22 protein-coding genes are annotated in these 21,586 nt (G+C 71.5%); 5 read left to right on the top strand and 17 right to left on the bottom strand.

The window, feature by feature from the left end; all coding sequences use genetic code 11:
* Positions 1-615: 615 nt before the first annotated feature.
* From Manayef4_RS04165 to Manayef4_RS04145, 5 genes are all read right to left on the bottom strand, one after another.
* The gene (locus tag Manayef4_RS04165; protein ID WP_070130679.1) at positions 616-1,245 is read right to left on the bottom strand and encodes a dTDP-4-dehydrorhamnose 3,5-epimerase family protein; all 630 of its coding nucleotides are present in this window, start codon (positions 1,243-1,245) and stop codon (positions 616-618) included.
* Entirely contained in the window at positions 1,242-2,270 is a 1,029-nt protein-coding gene (locus tag Manayef4_RS04160) for an SDR family oxidoreductase (RefSeq protein ID WP_070130677.1), read from the bottom strand. Before Manayef4_RS04160 ends, Manayef4_RS04165 begins: the two co-directional genes overlap by 4 nt.
* 164 nt (positions 2,271-2,434) lie before the next feature.
* Positions 2,435-3,148 (bottom strand): serine acetyltransferase, encoded by a 714-nt coding sequence (locus Manayef4_RS04155; protein WP_254665449.1) that lies wholly within the window; start codon positions 3,146-3,148, stop codon positions 2,435-2,437.
* Positions 3,138-3,374, bottom strand: a complete 237-nt coding sequence (locus Manayef4_RS04150) for an acyl carrier protein (protein WP_011438317.1) — start codon at positions 3,372-3,374, stop codon at positions 3,138-3,140. Before Manayef4_RS04150 ends, Manayef4_RS04155 begins: the two co-directional genes overlap by 11 nt.
* Positions 3,374-5,437, bottom strand: coding sequence for an HAD-IIIC family phosphatase (locus Manayef4_RS04145; RefSeq protein ID WP_070130675.1), 2,064 nt, complete (start codon positions 5,435-5,437; stop codon positions 3,374-3,376). The genes Manayef4_RS04150 and Manayef4_RS04145 overlap by 1 nt, the downstream gene beginning before the upstream one ends.
* A 408-nt stretch (positions 5,438-5,845) precedes the next feature.
* Here Manayef4_RS04145 and Manayef4_RS04140 point away from each other — a divergent pair, with 408 nt between their 5' ends.
* Both Manayef4_RS04140 and tyrS read left to right on the top strand, forming a co-directional pair.
* Entirely contained in the window at positions 5,846-7,189 is a 1,344-nt protein-coding gene (locus tag Manayef4_RS04140) for a S8 family serine peptidase (protein WP_070130674.1), read from the top strand.
* A 47-nt stretch (positions 7,190-7,236) separates the two neighbouring features.
* Positions 7,237-8,523: a tyrosine--tRNA ligase gene (gene tyrS, locus Manayef4_RS04135; RefSeq protein WP_070130673.1), complete on the top strand. Its 1,287-nt coding sequence runs from the start codon at positions 7,237-7,239 to the stop codon at positions 8,521-8,523.
* A 143-nt stretch (positions 8,524-8,666) separates the two neighbouring features.
* Here tyrS and Manayef4_RS04130 read toward each other — a convergent pair whose 3' ends face one another.
* A complete protein-coding gene (locus tag Manayef4_RS04130; RefSeq protein ID WP_070130715.1) occupies positions 8,667-9,578 on the bottom strand; it encodes a glycosyltransferase in 912 nt (303 codons plus the stop codon).
* Positions 9,579-9,798: 220 nt separating this feature from the next.
* Positions 9,799-11,031 (bottom strand): glycosyltransferase family 2 protein, encoded by a 1,233-nt coding sequence (locus tag Manayef4_RS04125; protein WP_083282267.1) that lies wholly within the window; start codon positions 11,029-11,031, stop codon positions 9,799-9,801.
* A 294-nt stretch (positions 11,032-11,325) separates the two neighbouring features.
* On the opposite strand from Manayef4_RS04125, the gene Manayef4_RS04120 reads away from it, so the two are divergent.
* Positions 11,326-12,558, top strand: coding sequence for a glycosyltransferase (locus Manayef4_RS04120; RefSeq protein ID WP_070130671.1), 1,233 nt, complete (start codon positions 11,326-11,328; stop codon positions 12,556-12,558).
* Positions 12,559-12,631: 73 nt separating this feature from the next.
* On the opposite strand, the gene Manayef4_RS04115 is transcribed toward Manayef4_RS04120, so the two are convergent.
* The 10 genes from Manayef4_RS04115 to Manayef4_RS04070 all read right to left on the bottom strand — a co-directional run bounded on the left by Manayef4_RS04115 (position 12,632) and on the right by Manayef4_RS04070 (position 18,269).
* On the bottom strand, positions 12,632-13,285 hold the full coding sequence (locus tag Manayef4_RS04115; RefSeq protein WP_070130670.1) for a PIG-L family deacetylase: 654 nt from the start codon (positions 13,283-13,285) through the stop codon (positions 12,632-12,634).
* Positions 13,286-13,471: 186 nt separating this feature from the next.
* Entirely contained in the window at positions 13,472-14,065 is a 594-nt protein-coding gene (gene pth / locus Manayef4_RS04110) for an aminoacyl-tRNA hydrolase (protein WP_139139994.1), read from the bottom strand.
* A gap of 33 nt (positions 14,066-14,098) precedes the next feature.
* Positions 14,099-14,719, bottom strand: coding sequence for a 50S ribosomal protein L25/general stress protein Ctc (locus Manayef4_RS04105; RefSeq protein WP_070130713.1), 621 nt, complete (start codon positions 14,717-14,719; stop codon positions 14,099-14,101).
* 177 nt (positions 14,720-14,896) lie between these two features.
* The gene (locus Manayef4_RS04100; RefSeq protein ID WP_083282266.1) at positions 14,897-15,565 is read right to left on the bottom strand and encodes a hypothetical protein; all 669 of its coding nucleotides are present in this window, start codon (positions 15,563-15,565) and stop codon (positions 14,897-14,899) included.
* A complete protein-coding gene (locus Manayef4_RS04095) occupies positions 15,562-16,131 on the bottom strand; it encodes a DUF6286 domain-containing protein (RefSeq protein WP_175443312.1) in 570 nt (189 codons plus the stop codon). Before Manayef4_RS04095 ends, Manayef4_RS04100 begins: the two co-directional genes overlap by 4 nt.
* Positions 16,132-16,229: 98 nt before the next feature.
* Entirely contained in the window at positions 16,230-16,613 is a 384-nt protein-coding gene (locus Manayef4_RS04090; RefSeq protein ID WP_023840061.1) for an Asp23/Gls24 family envelope stress response protein, read from the bottom strand.
* Positions 16,610-16,798 carry a DUF2273 domain-containing protein gene (locus Manayef4_RS04085; RefSeq protein ID WP_035732549.1) on the bottom strand — a complete coding sequence of 63 codons (189 nt, stop codon included), beginning with the start codon at positions 16,796-16,798 and terminating at the stop codon, positions 16,610-16,612. The genes Manayef4_RS04090 and Manayef4_RS04085 overlap by 4 nt, the downstream gene beginning before the upstream one ends.
* 156 nt (positions 16,799-16,954) lie before the next feature.
* Positions 16,955-17,293, bottom strand: a complete 339-nt coding sequence (locus Manayef4_RS25660; RefSeq protein WP_049760994.1) for a hypothetical protein — start codon at positions 17,291-17,293, stop codon at positions 16,955-16,957.
* Entirely contained in the window at positions 17,290-17,787 is a 498-nt protein-coding gene (locus Manayef4_RS22380) for a hypothetical protein (RefSeq protein ID WP_175443311.1), read from the bottom strand. The genes Manayef4_RS25660 and Manayef4_RS22380 overlap by 4 nt, the downstream gene beginning before the upstream one ends.
* Positions 17,784-18,269 carry an Asp23/Gls24 family envelope stress response protein gene (locus Manayef4_RS04070; protein WP_023840059.1) on the bottom strand — a complete coding sequence of 162 codons (486 nt, stop codon included), beginning with the start codon at positions 18,267-18,269 and terminating at the stop codon, positions 17,784-17,786. Before Manayef4_RS04070 ends, Manayef4_RS22380 begins: the two co-directional genes overlap by 4 nt.
* 425 nt (positions 18,270-18,694) lie before the next feature.
* Here Manayef4_RS04070 and Manayef4_RS04065 point away from each other — a divergent pair, with 425 nt between their 5' ends.
* Positions 18,695-19,744, top strand: a complete 1,050-nt coding sequence (locus Manayef4_RS04065; RefSeq protein ID WP_023840058.1) for a 4-(cytidine 5'-diphospho)-2-C-methyl-D-erythritol kinase — start codon at positions 18,695-18,697, stop codon at positions 19,742-19,744.
* A complete protein-coding gene (locus tag Manayef4_RS04060) occupies positions 19,741-21,579 on the top strand; it encodes an ABC-F family ATP-binding cassette domain-containing protein (RefSeq protein ID WP_070130668.1) in 1,839 nt (612 codons plus the stop codon). Before Manayef4_RS04065 ends, Manayef4_RS04060 begins: the two co-directional genes overlap by 4 nt.
* Positions 21,580-21,586: the final 7 nt, after the last annotated feature.

Genomic DNA, 21,586 nt, shown 5'->3' with positions numbered 1-21,586 from the left:
CGTGAAGCCGGGACGGGCCCGCCACGCCGCCGGGCGATCGCCGGCGAAGGCARGAAGGAGAGCGCGGGCACCGGGCATGCGGGCACCGGTCATCGGCCGGACACCCGCCACCCACCGCCGCAGCGGCGACCGCCGGACGAGCGCTCGTTTCCGTCGGCGAGATGCCACCGCCGGCACCGCTGACGGCAGCCCGATGATTTTCCGGCGAAGATCGGCGGTCATGGGTTCTGCGCACGCCGGGTCATGCTAGCCGGTGGGCACCACCCCCCACGTGACCCACAGTCGCCGAGAGGAAGCCGTGGCACCACCCCCCGACGCCGCCGAGCCGGCCCCGCCAGCCGTCCCGCCCGGCGGGTATCCGCGGCGTTGCAGGCATTGTCGGCCGTCGGTCGACCGACTGTCGACCGACGGCCTCGTTCAGCCGGTCGGGGGAAACCCCGGTAATCCAACCCTCACGTCCGCGCCTGGTTGTCCAGCTGGCAAGACGTGGGATGCCCTCCAGCACCCGCCCCCGTTCGTGGGCAACACCCCACACCCGCCCACTTTTCCCTGCCAGCATTGATTTTCACTGGTGGAGCGGAGGCCCGGCGGTCGACCGAACCGGKGACGACGGATTCAGGCCGTCGCGCCGACCCCGCCGGATGCGTGAGCTACAYCACGTTGGATGCCGGGAGGGCCGGGTGGCGCGGCGTCGCCGGATGGTCCGGCCGGGCCATCGCCGGCCAGCAGCGGCCACGCACGGTCCTTGTCGGAGATCACCGAGACGGGCAGCGGCCAGACGATGCCCAGTCGCGGGTCGTCGAAGCGCAGCCCACGGTCGTGTCCCGGCGTGAACGGGACGTTCATCTGATAGGTCGCCTCGGTGGAGTCGACGAGCGTCTGGTACCCGTGCGCCAGGCCCGCGTCGATGAACAGCGCCCGATGGTTGTCGGCCGAGAGCTCCACMGCCACGTGCCGCAGATAGGTCGGCGAGTCCGGGCGGGGATCGACGACGACGTCGAGCAGGGCGCCGCGGGTGCAGCGCACCAGCTTGGTCTCCCGCACCGGCTCCCCCKCCCAGTGCATCCCGCGGACGGTGCCCGCGGAGGCGTTGTAGGCCACGCTGCACTGGGCGACGTCGACCGTGAGCCCCGCGGCGGCGAACTCGTCGGCACAGAACGTGCGCGCGAACATGCCGCGGGCATCGGGGAACGGCTCGACATCGACGATCATCACCCCGGCGATCGGCGTCGGCGTAATGATCACGAGTGGGCCCAGAACAGGTCGGCGTCGAGCTGGCCGGTGCGGATCAGGTACTGAAGCTGCTTGAGCCGGGTGTGCCCGCGGCCGGTGAACGTCTCGTTGTCGAGCTGGATACGGGTGAAGACGTCGTGCAGCTGCTGGGCGCCCCTGAGCGCGTTCCAGTCACAGGAGAAGCCGGGCAGGGTGGAGGCGATCTTGTCGAACGACACCCGGTAGCTGCGATTGTCACCGCCGTTGTCACCGAAGCTCAGCGTGCAGCCGGTGAACACCGTGGCGACCGCGTCCGCGATCTCCTTCACCTGGTAATTCTGCTCGCTGTCGCCGACGTTGAAGATCTGGTTGTGCACGATGTCGCGCGGTGCGGTCAGCACCAGGCGGATCGCCTTCGCGATATCGAGCCCGTGGACCAGCGGGCGCCACGGGGTGCCATCCGAGGTCATCGCGATCTCGCCGGTAGTCCAGGCCACCCCGGCCAGGTTGTTGAGCACGATGTCGAAACGCTGCCGCGGGGAGGCACCGTAGGCGGTGGCGTTGCGCAGGAAGGTCGGCGAGAAGGTGTCGTCCGCCAGCGGGGCGACGTCACGCTCCACGTAGACCTTGCACTCGGCGTAGGGGGTCTGCGGGTTCACCGGCGAGGCCTCGGTGACGTCCACAYCGGTCGCGACGCCGTAGACGCTGCAGGAGGACATGTAGACGAACCGTTCGACGCCGGCCTGCTTGGCCAGCTTCGCCAGCCGGACCGAGCCGACGTGGTTCACCTTGTACGTCACGTCCGGGGCGAGCGCGCCGAGCKGGTCGTTGGACAGCTCCGCCATGTGCACGACGGCGTCGACCCCCGCGAAGTCCTCGACCGTGAGATGGCGAAGGTCCTTGTCAAGGGTCAACGGGGTCCGGTCGACGCCGCGGTACAGCCAGCCGTACTTGTAGTAGCCGGTGTCCACGCCGATGACCTCATGGCCATCACGCAGCAGCTCGGGCGCGAGCAGGCACCCCAGATACCCCTCCGTGCCCGTCACGAGCACCTTCATCCGCGAGTCCTCCCCATCTCGGCAACGGCACAGGTCGGGTCCAATCGGACACCAGTGTTCCGGCCTCAAACCGTACCGAGTCGATCCCACGAGCCGGTCGCCGACATCCCGCAGTGGCGCGTCGGCAGTCTCAGCGCGCCGGCGGGCGCGTCACCCGGACGGTCTCAACGCCCCGGTGGGCGCATCACCCGCGCGGGAGCGGCGAAGACGGTCGAGCCCRCCGGCACGTCCGTCATCACGATCGAGCCCGGACCGATCCTGGCGTCGTCGCCGATGCTGATCGCSCCGATGAGGTGGACCCCGGGGGCGAGCTCGACCCGCTTGCCGACCTTCGGCACGTCCCGCGGGCCCGCCGTACCGCTCGCGTAGCCGATGGTCAAGTTGTGCCGCAGGGTGCAGTCGTCCCCGATCACGCAGTGCGGCGGGATGAGGATCGTCTGGTGATGGCCGATGTGGACCCGGCRGCCGATCCGCGCCTGCTCGTCGAGCTCGGCCCCGTACAGGTTACGGATGACCAATTTGTTGACCACCTTGTAGAAGACGGTCACGATCCCGCGGACGGGCTGGCTGCGGGTGCGCCGCCACTGCCCGATGCGATAGACGGCGAGCACGTGCAGCCCCGGGTGGGCGAACGATTTGTAGTGCCGGCGCCAGTCCTCCCGCAGGATCTCCCACAGCCCGAGGTCGGAGGCATCCCGGGTGTCCTGGTCGCCGTCCGTCTCGGCTACCCGGGGGGACGGGGCGGCTGCGGGCTGATCGGCTCGGACGGCGCCGCTCCCTGCGGAGTCGCTCCCTGCGGAGTCGGGTCCGGCGGACCCGCCGGACCCGAGAGGGGCACCGGGGCCGGGGCCGTTGACACGCTCGATCTCAGTGGACACCACTCAGCTCCTCGATGTGCTCGCGCAGGTCACCGACGGTGGCGAAACTCGCGAGCCGTTCATCGGCGATCTGGATCGAGAACTCGCGTTCGACCGCGTAGATGAGGTTGATATGCGCGAGCGAGTCCCACCCCGGTACATCGGCGGCGGTCATTCCGTCGCTGATGACGAGGTCGTCGTCACTGAAGATCTCCCGGAAGATCTGCTGTAGTCGCTCCTGCACCATCAGCGAGGCACCTCTTCCATCTTGCGGTCCTGTGGCCGCGGCTGGGGGAACACCTGGGGAGACAGCCCGGCCACGACGCCGGACGGCTCGGCCACGACGACCCGGATGAGCCCAGGCGGCAGGTACGGCGACCGCGCATCACGGCTCCAGCACGTCGTCTCCGCCGCCGGGGTCGTGGCCGGCGCCGGGTCGACCCGCTCGAAACCGAGCCGTTCGTAGAGGCCGGCCACCAGAACGTTCTTCGCCGACGGCCGGTAGTGCCCGGTCACGCGGGCGAGGCCGCGGCGGCGGGCCTCGGCGAGAACAAGCGCGGCCACCTCGTCCTCGAGGGTCCGGCCGATCACCCGGCAGCTCATCAGCCAGGTGTCGATGTCCAGCGCGTCCGCCGACTCCACCGCGATGACCACGGCGACCAGCCCGTGGTCGGCGAACCGGTCGGCGAGCCGGACGCAGAACACCGCCGTGCCGGGATCGGCGGCCAGCCGCTCGATCTCGGCGGCGCCCCGGCGGCGACCGGTCAGGTTGAACTGGTTGGTCTTGCCGACCAACTGGGCGACCCGCGGCAGGGTCATGTCGTCGAGCGGGACCACGGTAGCGGTCATGTCCAGCCCGCGGTGGAAATCCTCCAGCGAGGTCGCCGCCGCGGCGGCGGCAGCCGTCTCGGCCCGGGCCCGGTACGCGGCGGTGCGCGCGGCGTCCTCGGCCGTGAGGGCGCTGGCCTCGAAGAAGGGATAGTCCGCCAGCGCCCGGACGTAGCCGTGCGGATCGGCGGGCAGCGCCACGACGTCCACCTCGGGAACGAGTTGGYGGACGACCTCGCGTTCGGCCGGGTTGTCGTCAACGAAGACCAGCGCGTCGAGGCCGAGGCCGAGCGCGGCGGCGATCCGGCGGATCTGCGTCGGCTTGTCGTCCCAGCAGGCGCTGAACACCGCGATGTCATCGAGGCCGAGCCGCATCCCCGGATGACGCTCGAACGCCTCCCGGGCGTCGGCGTCGTTGTTCTTGGAACAGACGGCGAGCACGACCCCGCGGGCCTTCAACTCGGCGACGTACGTCTGGAACGCGGCGAACGCCTCCCCGACAGCGCCATCGCCGAGCGCGATGCCGGCCAGGCCCTCCTCCCCGAGCACGCCGCCCCACAGAGTGTTGTCGAGGTCGAGGACCAGGCACTTCCGGCTCGTTCCCAGCTGAGCCCCGATCACCGCGGCGGTGTGCMGGGCCAGCAGCGGCACCTGCGCGAGCGACACCGCCTGCTTGGACCGGTGCCAGTACCGCGCGTCGAACCAGGCACGCTTGCCCACGTCGGCGGCGAGCCGCTCGCAGTCGACGAAGGCGACCCMGTCGCCCCGCTCGCCGGACACCCGGCCGAGTTCGGCGTTGACCCGCGCGAGCATCGCCGGCCGGGAGCCGGGAACCCGCAACGCCAGATGGCCGAGCGCGACCTCGCCGGGGATGGCGAAGGTGTGCTGGACGATCCGGGCCCCGCACCGATTTATGATCATGTCCCACAGCGACGTCCAACGCTCGACCTCGGTGGCCACCGCGGCGGCCGGGTCGTCGGCGACCGCCGGCAGGGCGGTCTCCCCGGCGTGCACCGCGAGCACGACGACGTCGGGCCGGAACCGGTAGAGCTCACTCGCGGGGTCCAGGACCTCCTGGCGGTACTGCCCATAGCCGCATTCGTAGACCTCGACGGCGACCCCGGCTCGCGCCGCGGCCAGCGGCAACAGCGCGGCGAACTGCGACGTCGTGTAACTGCCGAGCACGGCCACCCGCGCGGACCTCGGCAGCGGCGCGACCCGCGGCAGGACGCGGCGCAGCACGCCGGCAGCGGCCGACCAGGCACCGAGGTCGCTGCCGGCGTCGGTGAGCGCCAGGGCCCACCGCACGGCCCCGGCGTCGTCGCCGGCCCGCTCGTGCGCGACGGCGAGATCACGGCACAGCGCCGCGGTCGGGATCTCACTCGTGGCGGCACGCGCGGTCAACTCGGCGATCCGCGGATGTTCCGGCGGTGACGCGACGCCCTCGCCGACGTCCGTGCCGACGTCCCTTCTGTCGGTCATTGCTGCGGCCCCTCTCGGTGCGACTCTTCGCGGCGCCCATACGCGGTTCCTCGGCACTCTACCGTCACGTAAGTGTTGGTAGGCGACGGAGCGACCATCAGGCCAGGGCGGCAACCAGGGACGCGAGGAGCGTGCCCCGGTCCGGTGGAGGTTGCGCGTCGACCGGGACCGGGACCGGGGAGGCGGTCACCCGGCAGAGCCACGCCCCACTGGGCATCGATCGTCTCCTGCGCCGTCGAAGGCACTGAAGCCGGGAAAACCACCTCGGGCTATCCGGACGRGCTATCTGCTTTGTAACAGTGGTCTGCATAGACCATGCAATGTGGAAAACTTCCTCAGACAGGGCGCGTAACCGGACACGATCAGCCACGCCCGCCGAGCGGCAGCCCCCGGAGGCAGGACCCCCTCATGCACCACCGCGCCATGCTCGGCCTGCTGGTCGGCCTCGCGCTGCTGGTCGRCCTCGTGATGACGACCGCTCCGGCCGGCGCCGCCGTCCCGCCGCACGCGGCCGGGCCCGGCCCGGCTTCGATCGCGCCCGCCCGAGGCTCGCAGTGGTACCACGCTGTCCTGGGACTCGCCCAGGCGCACCGGATCAGCCAGGGCGCGGGCACGGTGGTGGCCGTCATCGACGGCGGGGTCGACGCCAGCCAACCCAAGTTGTGGGGTCAGCTGCTTCCCGGTACCGGCATCGGCCCCGGGGCGGCGCGGGACGGTTGGCGCGACGATGATCCGAACGGCCACGGCACCGCCATGGCGGGCATCATCGCCGGTCGCAACGACAACGGCCGGCCCGAGGTCCGCGGCATCGCCCCGGCCGCCAAGATCCTGCCCGTCTCGACCGGCGCCGAGGCGAACTCGGAGGAGGTCGCGATCGGCATCCGCCGGGCAGTCGACCTGGGTGCCGACGTCATCAACCTCTCCCTGGGCTCGACGGGGACGGCGACCCCGGACGAGGAGAAAGCGGTCGGCTACGCCCTCGCGCACGACGTGGTGGTGGTCGCCTCGGCGGGGAACGTCGAGTCCGGCGACACCGCGATCAACTCCCCCGCCAGTATCCCGGGGGTGGTCGCGGTGACCGGATCGACGGCCGCTGGTGGTTTCTGGCGGGAATCGGCCCACGGGCCGCGGGCCGTCATCGCCGCGCCGGCCCCCGGTATCCGGGCCCCCGTCCCGACCCGGGTCTCCCCGGACGGCCTGGACACCGGGGGCGGCACCTCGAACTCCGCGGCGATCGTCGCGGGCGTTGTCGCCCTCATCCGGGCCGCCCAGCCGGACCTGGACGCACCCAACGTCATCGAGCGGCTCGTCTACACCGCGCGGGATGCGGGCTCTCCTGGCCGCGACGACGAGTTCGGCTTTGGCATCGTCGACCCCGTCGCGGCGCTGACCCGGGCCGTGCCGGTGGTCAGGAGCAATCCGCTGCTGTCGGCACCGACACGCTGGGGGGTGGGGGGGCCCGCGCCGGCCGCCGGCCGCATCATGCCCGGCGGGCAGGCCCGGGGGTCCGCCGGCGACGCGACGACCCACGGGGCCGGCGCCACACTCACGAACACCGGTCCGATCGGCGCAGCCGGCCCAGACTCATCGAAACCCTCGCCACTGGTCTGGACCGCCGGGCTCGGGATCGCGGCCTCGTTGGGCGTCCTGCTCGGGATCGTGACACATCTGCTGTACGCCTGGCAGCGCGCGACGCGGGCGGGACCGGGCCGCGCGGGCAGCCGCGTCCGCCCGCGCTCCCCTACCGGGTGATCTCGCGGTGTCACTGCGGACCGGCGCGCCACTTCTACCATGGGCCCATGACACACGCGCTCCTGGWCGAGCTGTCCTGGCGTGGACTCCTCCACGACAGCACCGATCCCGCCGAGCTGCGGGAGCACCTCGACAGCGGACGGCGGCGCTGCTACATCGGCTTCGACCCGACGGCCCCCTCGCTGACGATCGGCAACCTGCTGCCGATGACCCTGCTGATCCGGGCCGCACGGGCGGGGATCGGCGCGGTCACCCTGTTCGGCGGTGGCACGGGTCTGATCGGCGACCCGTCGGGCAAGTCGGTGGAACGTAGCCTGCTCACCGCCCAGGAGGTACGGACGAACATGCTCGGACAACAGGAGATCATGGAGTCCGTCTTCGCCCGGGCCCTGGACTCCGGCCAGCTACCACAGTTCGTCGACAACGCCGACTGGCTCGACGGACTCGGAATGATCGAGTTTTTGCGGGACGTCGGCAAGCACTTCCCCGTCACCGAGATGGTCCGCCGTGACTCGGTGCGCCGGCGGCTGGACGATCCCGACGTCGGCCTGACCTACACCGAGTTCAGCTACTCCCTGCTCCAGGCGTACGACTTCCGCCGCCTGTGCGAGGACCACGGGGTCACCCTTCAGATGGGCGCCTMCGACCAGTGGGGCAACATCGTCGCCGGGATCGACTACGTGCGACGGGTGCTGCGCACCCAGGTACACGGGCTGACCTGCCCGCTGCTGCTGCGTTCGGACGGCACGAAGTTCGGCAAGTCGGAGAAGGGTGCGGTCTGGCTCTCGGCCGACCGTACCTCGCCCTACACCCTGTACCAGTTCGTGATCAATCTGTCCGACGACGAGGCACGCCGGTTCGCCCTGTTCTTCTCGCTCATCGACCGTGAGCCRCTGGAGCGGCTGTTCGCCGAGCACGCCGAGGCTCCGGGTAAGCGGGCGTTGCAGCGTCACCTGGCGCGGGAGATCACCGCACTGGTGCACGGTCAGGCCGCGGTGGACGCGGCCGAGGCGGCGTCGGCGGCGTTGTTCAGCGGGGACGTGAAGGCGATCGGCGCGGATCTGCTCTCCGACGTCTTCGCCGACGTGCCCACGGTCGAGGAGCCGGCCGCCCGGCTCGAGGATGACGGCTGGCCGGTTGTCGATCTGCTGATCGCCACCGGCCTCGCCAGCAGCAAGCGGGATGCGCGCGAGCACCTGGGCAACCATGCGGTCCTGGTGAACGGGGAACGGGTCGGCGTGGAAGCCACCGTCGGGACCAAGGATCTGCTGCACGGCTCGGTCATCCTGGTCCGCCGCGGTCGCCGGGAATGGCGGGTGGCCCGCTTCACCTGAGCCCGGGACCAGCGAGCCCGGGACCAGCGAGCCCGGGACCAGCGAGCCCGGGACCAGCGAGTTCACTTCCCTGCCTGGCCAGAGGGACGAATCGGACAAACAGCCCACTGAACAGGCAGGGAACGAACGAGGAACGGGCGCGGCTACTGGGCCGGCGGTCCGACCAGCAGGCCCTTGATATATGCGGCGTGCTCSTCGGCCACTGCCTTCCTGCCCCGGGCCCGAGAGAGCACCGTACGCCCGGCGTAGCCGGCGACGAGCATCGAGCGCATCACGTTCACCCGAGCCGGCGCATTGTGCTTACGCAGATAACGCACCATGGACGCACCGCGCATCTGCAGCATCCATGTCTTACCGGCCCCGGAACCTCCCGCCCCGTGGGGTACCAGCAGATCGGTGCGCAGCTTCTGCCGCAGCCCCGCCTCACGGATCGCCCGGCCGAGCRCCATGTCCTCGTTGTAGACGTAGAACGTCTCATCAAAGGCGCCCAGTTCGAGGAAGGTGGACCGACGGACGGCCATGCAGGCGCCGGTCAGCCACTCGGGGTTCATCGGGCGGCCCGGTGTCGGCCGGGCGAACAGCGCCGAGCTCGGCGCCACCTTGTGCGCTCCCAGCACGTGCAGCAGCACCCGGCGAGGCGTCGGCTCCCAGCCGCCGTTACCGAGCTCGGGCTTGTCGTCGTGCCCCTTCATGGTGGCCGCGCTGGTCACCAGTTCGGGATCGGCGATGAGGTCGTCGACCAGCGTGTCGATGACCTCCACGGTGGGCCGGCTGTCCGGGTTGCCGAGCACCACGTACTCGTAGCGCGACGAACGGATGCCCATGTTGGCGGCCTTCGCGAATCCCTTGCCGCCACCGGAGTCGAGGTAACGGCTGTTGGGCCGGTCCGCGATCAGCTCGTCAACGCGGTCGACGCCCTCCGCGTTATCGATGATCACAACCGGCATGTCCAACGGAAGGGTCGCGAAGAGCTGCTCGAGCTGGCCACGGCTGTGAAAACTGACCAGTACCAGCTCGTACTGCCACCTGGACCGGTTGGACTTCTCGACGGACATGGCGGCACGCTCCTCACTGCGTGTGCTGACGCGCACTCAGGTGGATATCCACGCCTCGTGCGGTGTTGCGGTGTCGCGCCACACGGTATTCCCACCCCACGGCGGGTGGTATTTCGATAGGCGTAGCCGGTGACGGGCCGCGGTGGGTTCTCCGGTCGAGGCCGGTCCCGGCCGGCGTCAGCGGCGTCAGTTGCCGGAGCAGGTCAGTTGCCGGAGCAGGTCAGTTGCCGGCCGGGGCCAACTCGGTCGGCGGGCCAGGCGGCGTCGTCTGCCCCGGTGGCAGGACCGACCCCGGGGGCGCCGGTGACGTCGCGGAGGCCACGGCCGGCCGCTCCGGCTTGGGCCAGACGGCGGGCYGGTCCCGGGCCACAAAGCGCCGCACCCCGCCGAGCGCGACGGCCTGCAGGAAGAAGACCTGCGCGACCAGGCGGGTCGGACCGGGCGGCGTGCGCCCGGTCAGCAGCGCCGCGGTACTCACAGCGCCGACGGCGTTGCCGGCCAGGAACAGCCGGGCAATCCAGCTCCGGCGGGCGGCCGGGAGGGCGAGCCCCACCAGGACGACCTGCGCCAACGGGCCGAATGACGAGCGGACCAGCCGGTGGCCCCACAGTTGCGGGGTGACCGGCAGCGCGCCGGGCACCAGCGCCGCCCGGCGCCGCCAGAGCATGTCGAKGTTGCCAGCGACGATCCGGGTCCGCCGCTCCCACTCCGCCGAGTAGTCCGGGCTCGACGACTCGATCGAGTACGCCTCGGGTTCGTAGACGACCCGCAGCCCCCCTTCGAGGATGTCGAGAGCCAGCCAGGCATCGTCGACGGCCACGTCCGCGGGCAGGGGCCGAAACGCCTGGCGGCGGAAGGCCAGCATCTCGCCGACCACGCCGATGGTCGCCCCGGTCGCCGACTCGCGGCGCTTCAGCCAGGACTCGAACTTCCAGTAGAAGCCCTGGGCGCCGTCGGGATCGTCAACCTGCTTCTCCCCCGCCACCGCGCCGACCGTCTCGTCGGTGAAATGACGGGCGGCTGCCCGCAGGGCACCGGGCGCGAGCACAGCGTTCGCATCGGTGAGCACCACGAGCTCGTGGGTGGCGGCGGCGACTCCCCGGTTGACCGCCCGCGCCTTGCCGAGGCGTTCCCCGGACGACAGCACCCGCACGCCGGGCCGGCGCGAGGCCTCGGCCGTCTCCGGATCGTCGGCCACGACGATGATCTCCATCGGCCCGGGATAGTCCGCGCGGGTGAGTTCATCCAGTTTCGCCCCGATCACCGCCGACTCCCGATAGGCGGAGACGACCACGCTCAGTCCCGGCCAGATCTCAGGGTCCGGCGGTRCCGTCGACTCCAGACCACGGCTGCGCAATCCGATATAGATCGGATACAAGACGTGACCGTAAACGGTTGTGGCTCCCAGCGCCGCCACGGCGGCACCTCGACCGATGGTCCGGACACCTGTCATGGCGGTTACCGTAGCGTTCCGCCGGTCAGCCACAACCAACGGCTCCGTCCTTTGCGGTACGGCGCCATTGACGCCATGACGCCATGACGCCGCGCAGCCGTGACACCCGCACCGCGCCAAAGTCGTCCCGCGGAATCGGATGGACCCCCGGCGGGCCTGCGCGCACCTCGACCCCACCCTCACCTCACCTCACCTCACGACACTCTTGTCATCTACCTGGAACTGTCCGCGACACCCCGCGCGAGTACCGAGCCCGCAGTCGTTACCCGACCCCACGGTCGTTACAGTTGTCCGGTGAGCGACTCCACACGCTGGATCGTCGTTGTCRAGGAACCGTTTCTCCCGGCGGACGCGGGCGGCCGGGTGGAGACCTTCAGCTTCCTCACCGCGGCTTCCGCGGCCGGCGTTCGGATGCAGGTCCTGGTGCCTTCCCGGGAGAACCTGGATATCGCCGTGTACGAGGAGGCCGTGYCGGGTTCGGCCGTCATCCGGCTGCCTCGTGACGACAGCCCACGGGCACACCTGACGGCCCGGCCATTCATGCACGCATCCCGGCCGGTCGGTCCGTTGCGCCGCGCGCTGGAGTCGACACCGCCACGGGCCGACGCCGTGATCAGTTACAGCTGCCGGACGTCGCATCTCGGCGAGGAGGTCGCCCGGATCTGGAAGCTGCCGCATCTGGTGCGCGCGCACAACGTCGACTCGGAGTTCTTCCGGGTGCTGGCCCGCAACAGCTCGGGGCCGCGCGCCGTCGCCTACGAGCTGGAGTATCACAAACTGCGGCTGGCGGAGCTTTCGATGCACCACTCTCCGCTCATCACCTGCATCGCGGACATCTCGCTGGAAGACCACAACTGGCGGCGTACGCGGGCGAGCATCCCAACGTTCCACCTGCCGCCGTTCCTGCCCGTCGGCGCCCTCACCGCACCGACGGGCACCGGGTCGGCCGGTACCGAGCCGGCCCCGCCGGGCCGGAAGCCGGCGCCTCGGGACAGCGCCGGCAAAAAGCTGATCTTTGTCGGCTCGCTGGACACCCCGACCAACATCGAAGCCCTGCGCTGGTTCCTCGGCGGCTGCTGGCCGACGATCCGGGTCCGCCATCCCGACGCGACCTTCCAGGTGGTGGGGCGGCGTCCGGAGGAGGGCCTGGCGGCATGGCTCGGTGGCTTCGAGGGCGTGGAGTTGCACACCGACGTGCCGAGCGTCGCCGGTTACCTCGCCACCGCCACCCTGTCGGTGAACCCGATGCGTTCGGGATCCGGCGTGAACATCAAGGCGATCGAGGCAATGGCGGCGGGAACGCCGGTCGTGAGCACACCCACCGGCAGCCGCGGCCTCGGCTGGACGCCCGGTACCCACCTCCTCGTCGCCGAGGACGCGGGCGCCTTCGCCGACGCCGCCTGCAGCCTGCTGGAACAGCCCTGGAAGGCGGCCGAGATCGGAACAGCCGGCCAGGCCTACGTGCTACAGGAACTCGACCACACGGCGCTCATCGGTCGCATCCAGGAACATCTGACGCCAGCCTGAGTCCCTGCCCGCCGGGCCTCACCGAGCCGACGGAGCAGACCGGTGGGCGGAAGACCGGTGGGCGGGAGACATATCAGAAGGTGAGCATCACCTTGCGGGCGTCGAACGCCTCCGCGTAGCGCGTCCCGCACTCTACGCCGCGCAGCCGCAGGGTCGCGCGGAAGGTCTCGTCGTCGAACCAGGCGCGGTCCTGCTGGCTGCGGAAATGACGTTTGAGATGATCGAGTTTTGCCCCGACCGTCTCCTCGAGGATCGGGACGTACAGGCTGGGGGACAGCCGGTCAGYCTCCCATTTCGGGATCTCGTAGCCGAGGATGAGCGCCCCGCGAAAGGCCTGCCACGCCAGCTCGCCGAGCACCCGGTGATCCTGGTGGGCATCCGCGAGCGCCGGGGCGAACACGATGTCCGGGGTGACCTGGCGGGCGATCTGCAGCAGGACCTCCTTGACCCCGCTCCACTCCCGCGGGAGGAAACCGTCCCGGACCTCGTGCAGGTGCAGCGAACCGAGCGAGGAGCCGAGCAGTTCACGCGCGCTCTCCTCCGCCTCCGAGCCGCGCTCGCCCTCGCCCGAGAAGACCACCCAGTGCACGGTGGCCTCCGGATGGGCGGCCAGCAACTGCATGATCGTGGCAGCGGCGCCGATCTCCACGTCGTCCGCATGTGCCCCGAGGGCCACGACGCTGTACGCCCGCCCATCGGCCGGCGGGCCCGCCGTCAACGCCAGCATCCGGCACTCCTCCGCGCTCGCCCGCCCTTTCTCTCCCCCTCATRCCAGTGCACGAAGCCTCCGCTCCCCGGTTCCCCGGCAACCGGCCATGCCGTTGACCTTTCGCATCCATGCCAACACTTGAAGTAGCCAAGCACCCGGAGTGCCCGCCGGACCGGCAGAAACACGCGGCGTCCGTCGAGCGGTTCAGAGCAACGCGTGATAGCGGTTCTGCGCGGGCTCCAGACCGTCGGCGATGAGCATCTCGACCGAGTCGGCCGCGTGTTCGAGCAGGAGGGGCAGCTCACGGCGTTCGGTCGAGGTGAAGTCCCGCAGCACGAAGTCGGCCGGATCCATCCGGCCGGGCGGACGGCCGATGCCGACCCGGACCCGCAGATAGTCCCGCGTCCCGAGCGCTGAGGAGATGGACCGCAGACCGTTGTGGCCGTTGTCCCCACCGCCGCGTTTGAGCCGCACTGCCCCGAAGGGGATGTCAAGCTCATCGTGCACCACGATGAGCCGGGAGACCTCGACCTTGTAGAAGCTCCGGGCCGCCGCGACAGGACCGCCGGAGAGATTCATGAAGGAGAGCGGACGGGCAAGGACCGCCCGCGCCCCGGCCAGGCGGGTCTCTGYGACATCGGCCCGGGAACGGTGCGACTTCAGCCGTGACCCGGTCCGCTCGGCGAGCAGGTCCACGACCATGAAGCCGGCGTTGTGCCGATTCCCGGCATAGGTCGGTCCGGGATTGCCGAGACCGGCGACGAGCCAGGGCCCATCGCCGGTCGGGGTGATCATCATCGGCAGGCGACATCGGCGATGGAGCGGATCCGCCTAGACGGACGCGCTCGCGACGCCGGCCTCCTCCGCCACCGGAGTCTCGCCGAGCGAGGCCTCCTGCTGGGCGTTCGTCCGCTTGGCCAGGCACTGCACGACGACCAGGTCGGGATCGGCGTCGAGCTCGGAGCCGGCCGGYAGGACCAGCTGGCGGGCGAGAATGCTCGTACCTGGCTCGAGCCCGGTGATATCGACCTCGATCGGGCCGGGCAGCCGGGTGGCGTCGGCCTTCACCGCGATCGTGGTGACCTGCTGGTCGACCAGGGTGTCCGGGTGTGGTTCCCCGATCACCTGCACGGGGATGTCGGCCACGACCTTCTCGCCCCGGGCCACGAGCACGAGGTCGATGTGCTCGAAGCTGCCCTTGATCGGGTGGCGCTGGACGTCCTTCGCGAGCGCGAGTTCGGTCCCCTCGGCCAGTTCGAGCGTCAACAGGACGTTCGTGCCGGCGTCGGTCTTGAAGGCGTGGAGGAGGTCGTGTGCGGGCAGCGCGATGTGACGCGGCGGCTTACCGTGACCATAGAGAACAGCCGGGACCTTGCCGGCCCGACGGGTGYGACGAGCCCCGCCCTTACCGAACTCGGTGCGCGGCTCCGCGGCGATGCGGACCTCGGACATGGCGGCGCTCATCCTTTCCTAAACTGGGGATCCGGCGCCGGAGGGCGGTGGAACCACCGCGGCGCGGTCCTTCACAGTACCGGACGCGCCATGGCATGGGGGAAACGACCCCGTTCTGTCAAGCCCCTGGGTGCGTCGCGGCCTTGGTCACCCTGCCCGGTCACGCCGGGCCGCACCTCAGCGCACCTGCGGCCGGATGGTGGCAGCGGGGCGGACCTCCACCTTGGCGGGTAGCCGCGGACGACCGACCGCGGTCCGGGCTCGATGGAGCACCGGGCCACGGATGTCGTCGAGCACGCCGGCGACCCCCGGCCCCGGGACAACGGTGACCGCGATCTCCAGCACGGGTTCCCGCCGGCCGCGCAGCACCGCCCGCACCGCCTCGACGCCCACGATCCCGAGCACGTCGTCCTCGACGGCGTCGGTCAGTGCCGCGGCGGACAAATGGACACCGCCGAGCGCATCATCCGTCACGTAGAGTCCACGACGCCGCGCYGCCAGCGCCGTCTGCGCCCGAAGCCACCCGAGGGCGAGCAGGRCGACCAGCCCGGAACCGATCCCCACGACGAGCCAGAACCAGGCGTGGGAGGTCGGGTAGGAACGGGTGTCGGCGTCGAGCACCGCCTCGTCGGCGACGTCGTTTCCGAACGCACCGGCCCCCACCAGCAACGCGAGAACACCGGCCGCGAGGCAGAGCAACCCGATTCCGACCAGGGCGACCCGGTTGAGGCGGTCGGGCGGCGGCTCGGACAGCCCGGCCGGCCTCCCGCCGGGCTCCGCGGGTACCCCGCCACCCGCCGAGCGGCCCTCGGCGGCCTGCCCGCCCGCTGCCCGCGTCTCGGTCATGMCGCACCGCCAGCGGCCCGGTCCGCCCCGTTGACGGTCCGGTCCGCGGCCGGCGGGGTCGCCTGGATGCGCAGCTCGAGCGGCTCAGCCAGCTCGAAGGAGACAAGCGTAGAGGCCAGGACGGCACCCGCGCGCTCCCGCGCGCCACCGGCGACACGCTGCCGAAGGCGCAGGCGGACGTCGGCGGTCCGGTCACGGACCCGAACCCGGGCGGCCCGCACCCCGTCGACGGTCAGGGCTGCGGAGCGCAGCGCCCGCGCAACCCCTCGCCGCTCGACGAAGACAATGGTCTGCGCGCAGCCGCGCCGCACGGCGAGTCGGGACGGCGTTCCGCGCCGCGCTCCGAGCCAGATCAGCAGCAGGCCAACTAGAACGCAGACCCCCGCGGCCAGTCGGACCGGCCCGGAGGACCAGGCCGTGTCCRCCAGGTCGTCCGCCCACGCCGGCCAGTCGACCACGACGTAGCCCCTGCCACCGCCGGCCGCGGCCACGATCTCGATGACGGTGATGACCCCGGCGGCCACGATCAGCGCGGCGAGCAGTCCGGCGACGATCCTGCGCCCCACCCGCACGGCACCCTCCCCTCACCGAGCCCAACCTTGTCTGTTACCCGTGGTCTGTTACCCGTGGTCTGAACGCGAACCGGAGGGACAGAAGAGGGCCGCTACCCATCGGAGGGCAGCGACGGGATATCGATGTCCAGATGTGCCACGCGCACACCCGTGAGCGCCGCGACCCGGTCCCGCACCTCGCAACGGACCAGCTCGGCCGTCTCCGTGACCGGGATCGGGTAACGCACGGAGAACGACATCGTCAGTCGGGCGGTGGCTCCCTCCATCTTCGCCGAGACCCGTGGCCGCCCGGCACGCCCACGACGCCGCGCGCCGCCATGGCGCGGGAATCCGCGTGGCGGTCCGGTAACGCCGACGACATCCGCCGCCGCCATGGCCGCGATCTTCTCGACAACCCGGTCCGCCACCCGCAGGGAACCGGCCCCCGCCCGCCTACCCGCGGGACGGCCCGGTCGCGCACGCTCCCTCTCGTTCACCGCCGCCCCCGACGCCGGTCACCGCCCACATAACGGGTGATATCGAGGTCACCATCCACCACCTTGCCGATGACCAGCCCTATCGCACCGAAGACCAGCACGATCAGAAACTCGCTGAAGCCCCCGAAGGCGAGGGCGAGTCCGGCGATCAGACCGATGATCAGGCCAAGCGCGCTCGATCGCATGTGGCTCTTCCCCTTTCCTGGCCCATCCAGCCCGGCCCCGTCCAGCCCGGCCGCAGTACCCGGTYCGCCCCTCTGGACCGGCAGATCGAGGGGCATCCCGCGTGATCGTCACATGGAACCGAGCCCGGGGTGCGGTCCCGCGGACCCGGTGTCGCCTCAGCGCACCCGAGGACCACGGCCGGGGCCGAACCGCGCCCGGCGGTGCGACCACCACCGACGCGTGGAGTCGGAACAGCGGCGCCCGCGACCGCGAACCCAGGCGAACAGGATGTCCGCGGCGTTGGGCCGGTGATGGGTGGTGAGGCGGACACCCGGAACACCCGGCCCGTCCGGCCCATCCGGCGTGGATCGCAGGGCCCGCAGGCCGGCGGCGAACGCCTGTGGATCACCTCCCCGATCCGGATGGTGCGTGCGGATGAACGCGCGGATCTCGGCCCTGCGTCGGGCGGCGTCGAGCTGGCGTCGGGATGACTCCTGCCGCCGATCGGAGGTCACGGCACCCCCATCTCCGGCACCCCCATCTCCGGCACCCCCGCACCCGGCACCCCCGCACCCGGCACCCCCGAACGGGGCGTCCCCGGACCGACTACCGCCGCGTCCGGCCCCTGCGGACACGACAGGTCCGGATCCGGAATTGCCAGATCACGGATGACGACGTCGACCCGGGGACAGCCGGGTTCGACCACCAGCACCGCGGCGCGCACCCGGGCGGCGAGCTCACCGAGCCGTTCCCMGTACCGGCACACGATCTGCACCAGGATCCCGTCCGGYCGTACCCGTACCCCCTCCACCCGGCGGCCCGGAAGGTAGGTCGCGACCTCGGCCGCGGCACCCGCCCCGCCGTCCGGAACACGGTGACGATCCTTGTGCCGGACCGGCGCGCCGATGAGCCGGACGACACCGGGACAGGACAGCACGGTCCGGGCCACGGCATCCGGGTTCCAGGCGAACCCGCTCACCGGCCCGGCCGCTGTCGGGTTCGTGCTCATTCGACCCGCCGCGACTCTTCCGACTCCTCCTCGCCGATGTAGACGTCATCGATCGCGATGTTCACCTCGGTGACCTCCAGGCCCGTCATTCCCTCCACAGAGGTGACGACGTTGTGCCGGATCGAGTGGGACAGATCCACGATGGAGACCCCGTAGTCGCAGACGACGTCGAGGTCGATCGCGGCCTGCCGTTCCCCGACCTCCACCGCGACCCCCTGGGAGACGCTGGCCGACGCGCCGGGGATGCGGGCCCGGAACGAACCCATCGCGCGGGCCCCGCTCGAGCCCAGGTTGTGTACCCCGGAGACCTCGCGTGCCGCGACACCGGCGATCTTGCTGACGACGGCGTCCGCGATCGACGTCCGGCCCCGGCCGGTCACCAGCTCGGTGGATGTCTTGCGCTCCGGCACGGTGGTGCGACGCGCACCACCTGCGTCCGAGGCCTTCGCCTCGGGCCCGGCCGCGCTGGTTGTGGTGGTCATGGTGCTCCTTCCTGGCCGGCATCGTCGGAGCGCCCGAAGCGGTGGAAGGGGTCAGGTCCGACCAGGAGCGGGACGTCGAGGGACGATCCGTCCGGGCGCTCTCCGGTGCGGCCGTTCACGATCAGGGATACCCGAATTCTCCGGTCGGACAACAACCCGTTCCCGTCGGCACAGCTACGATCACTGAACGGAAGCGCGCATCGTCCCCGCCGCGTCGCCGGGGGCCGATTCGCTGCGTCCCTCGCGATCCTTCGCGGGCGGACGCTCATCCGCTCCCGGCGTGGGCGGATAGGTTTGGGTGCCGGCCGCCACCGAACGCCACGCCGCCCAGCGGGCGCGCGTGCGTCCGAGCGAAGGAGCATCCGCTGCCTCGATCCCACCCGGGTCCGCGCCGAAGCGTCGGAGCCGGCCCCGCCACCGTCACCGTGCGAGCCCCCGCCAAGGTCAACCTGCATCTCGGCGTCGGACCGCTCCGACCGGACGGCTACCACGACGTCATCACAGTGCTGCAGGCCGTCTCGCTGTTCGACGACGTCTCGGCGACGTCCGTCGATCCCCCGCGGTTCCACGACCCGGGGCCATCGACCACCGACGGGAACGGCGGGTCCGACGGGAACGGCGGGTTCGACGGGAACGGCCGGTCCAGYGGGGACATCGTCGTGACCGTCGAGGTGTCCGGGGAGGGCGCCGACCCGGCGTCGCTGGGTCCGGCGACGTCCACGCCGGAGGTCTCCATCGTCCCCACCGGCCGGGACAACATCGCCGTCCGGGCCGCTCACCTGGTTGCCGAGGCCGCGGGCATCACCTCGGAACGGGTTCATCTCACCCTGACGAAGGGCATCCCCGTCGCCGCGGGGATGGCCGGGGGCAGCGCCGACGCGGCGGCGGCGCTCGTCGCCTGCGACGCGCTCTGGCAGACCGGCCTGGACCGGGCGACCCTGACCCGACTCGCCGCCCAGCTCGGCAGCGACGTCCCGTTCCCCCTGGCCGGCGGCACCGCACTCGGCACCGGGCGCGGCGAGCAGCTCACCGACGTCCTGGCGACGGGCGAGTACTACTGGGTGTTCGCGCTCGCCGACGGCGGCCTGTCCACCCCCGCGGTCTACAAGGAGTTCGACCGGCTGACCGAGGGCAAACTGCGGACCGGCCCGACCCCCGCCGACGACGTGCTCGCCGCGCTGCGCACCGGCGACCCCGGCCAGCTCGGAGCCGCCCTGGTCAACGACCTGCAGCCGGCAGCGCTGCGGCTTCGGCCGTCCCTGCGCCGCGTCCTGGAGGCGGGCCGGGAGCTGGGAGCCGTCGGGGCGATCGTGAGCGGCTCCGGCCCGACCTGCGCCTTCCTCGCGGCCGGAGCGCAGGAGAGCATCGCGCTCGCGGCGAGCCTCGCCGGGATGGGGGTCGCCCGCGCGGTACGCCGGGCCTCCGGGCCGGCGAGCGGCGCCAGGATGGTGGAGGGAGCAGGCGAAGCGCCGTGAGCGCCGTCCTGGTCAGCCTCGAGAACGTCAACGCCGCGTTCGGCACCCGGACGTTGCTCGACCGGGTGAGCCTGGGGATCGGCGCCGGGGAACGGATCGGGGTCGTGGGGCGCAACGGGGCCGGGAAGTCCACCCTGCTGCGGATCATCGCCGGCGAGGTGGCCCCGGACGCCGGCCGGGTCGTGCCCGCCGGTTCCACCCGGGTCGCCACCCTGGCGCAGGCCGACGTGCTCCCCGCCGAGCGCACCGTGCGCGAGATTGTCGTGGGCACCGTCGCTGAGCACGAGTGGGCGGCGGATCCCCGGCAGCGGGGCATCCTCGCCGGGCTCGGGCTGCTCGAACGGCTCGACGACCCGGTCGGACCGATGTCGGGCGGGGAACGCCGCCGGGTGGCGCTGGCCCGGCTCCTCGTCCAGGACACCGACCTGCTGATCCTGGACGAGCCGACGAACCACCTGGACGTCGAGGGGGTCGCCTGGCTCGCCCGGCATCTAGCCGGCTTCCGCGGTGGACTGCTCGTCGCGACCCACGACCGCTGGTTCCTCGACGAGGTGTGCGGACGGGTCTGGGAAGTCGTGGACGGGCGTGTCGACGCGTACGAGGGCGGCTACTCAGCGTACGTGCTCGCGCGGGCCGAACGCACCCGGCGGGCCGACGCCACCGAAGCCAGGCGCCAGAACCTGCTGCGTAAGGAACTCGCCTGGCTACGCCGCGGCCCGCCCGCCCGGACCAGTAAGCCGCGCTTCCGCATCGACGCCGCCAATGCGCTGATCGCCGACGAGCCGCCGCCCCGGGACACCATGGCGCTGCGCAGCTTCGCGGCATCCCGGCTGGGCAAGGACGTCTACGACGCCGAGCACATCACGGTCCGGATCGGGGACCGGACGTTGTTCGACGACGTCACCTGGCTGGTCGGACCGGGGGACCGGATCGGGCTGGTCGGTGTCAACGGAGCCGGCAAGACCACCCTGCTGCGCGTGCTGCTGGGTGCGGTGACGCCGGAGGCCGGCCGGGTCCGGGTGGGGGCCAGCGTGCGACCGGCCCTGCTGTCCCAGGAGATTGYCGAACTACCGGCGTCGCTGCGGGCGCTGGAGGCCGTCGAACAGGTCGGGCAGGTCCTGGAGGTCGAGAAGGGCCGGGAACGGACCGCCGGCCAGTTACTCGAGCAGTTCGGCCTCCCGTCGTCACGGCAGTGGACGCGGGTCGGGGACCTCTCCGGCGGCGAACGCCGCCGGCTGCAGCTGCTGCGCCTGCTGATGGCCAGACCGAACGTGCTGCTCCTCGACGAGCCGACCAACGACCTCGACACCGACACCCTCACCGCGCTCGAGGACCTCCTCGACTCGTGGCCGGGCAGCCTGATCGTGGTCAGCCACGACCGCTATTTCCTCGAACGCACCTGCGACGTGACACTGGCGCTACTTGGCGACGGGCACCTGCGCATGCTGCCCGGCGGCATCGAGGAGTACCTCGCCCGGCGCGCGGCCGCCCGGCAGGACGCCGCGGCTCGGGCACCGTCATCCCGGGGTTCGTCGGCCGCCGGCTGCGGAGCGGGCGGACAGACCACCACCGTCGCCGAAGCCGGGCGGACAGGTGGGCCGCCCGTCCTGTCCGGGGGCGAGCTGCGCGCCGCCCGCAAGGAGCTGACCCGGCTCGAGCGCGCCCTGGATCGCCTGAGCCGACGCGAGCAGGAGCTGCATCACGAGCTGGCCGAGGCCGCGACGGATCACGAGCGTCTGCTGACGCTGGACGCCGAGCTGCGCGCCGTCGTCGCGGACAAGGACAGCACCGAGGAGGCCTGGCTCACCCTCGCCGCCGAGATCGAGGGTGGCTGACAAGCCA

The organism is Frankia sp. CgMI4, assembly GCF_001756285.1.
In the GTDB taxonomy this organism is placed as follows: domain Bacteria; phylum Actinomycetota; class Actinomycetes; order Frankiales; family Frankiaceae; genus Frankia; species Frankia casuarinae.
This window is presented reverse-complemented; position numbering and strand designations above follow the sequence as displayed.